We start from the raw sequence: 560 nt of genomic DNA, 5'->3' as shown, positions 1-560 counted from the left end.
AGACAGCTTCAAGGCAACGCAAAAGGTCTCGAGCTTCGTCGAGACGATCAAGATGGACGATCCCAACAGCGGAATGAATTTTCCGGTCACCCTGAAAACGCCCGAACTTTCCGTTGATGCGAATGGCAAGGGCGTACGGACGAAGCCGTTGCTCGACCTTCTTGCCTTTGCCGTCGCCAATGAGGACGAAGCCAAGCTCAAGGCTAACCAGGCGGAGCTCAAATCGCTCCTGTTGGCCGCGCTGCCCGTCTGGGAAAGGATCGACGGCAACTACAGCTTTAAGGATTTCGAGGTGGAGAGCCCTGTCGGCAAATTCGCGGCGAAGCAGTTCAGCACCGCGTTCGCGATGGACGGAATCTCACCGAACGGCAGAGTCGATTACGCGATCAAGGCCTCCGGCCTGACGATCCCGCAGCAAGCGCTGCCCGCCTGGAGCGTCGCGTTGCTGCCGACGGATATCGACCTCAACTTCGGTGGCGCCAATATTGATCTCGATACGATGGCAAGGAAGACGATCGAAGCCTTTGATCTCAATAAGAATCCGTCGCTGCCGGATGCAT

1 pseudogene is annotated in these 560 nt (G+C 57.1%); it reads left to right on the top strand.

Annotated elements, in window-relative coordinates:
- Positions 1–52: 52 nt before the first annotated feature.
- A pseudogene (locus EOA60_RS36480) lies at positions 53–560 on the top strand (hypothetical protein); the annotation flags it as partial.

The organism is Mesorhizobium sp. M1A.F.Ca.IN.020.06.1.1 (assembly GCF_004023265.1).
In the GTDB taxonomy this organism is placed as follows: Bacteria; Pseudomonadota; Alphaproteobacteria; order Rhizobiales; family Rhizobiaceae; genus Mesorhizobium.
Note: the sequence above shows the minus strand (reverse complement) of the source record. Positions and strands in the feature narration are given on the sequence as shown.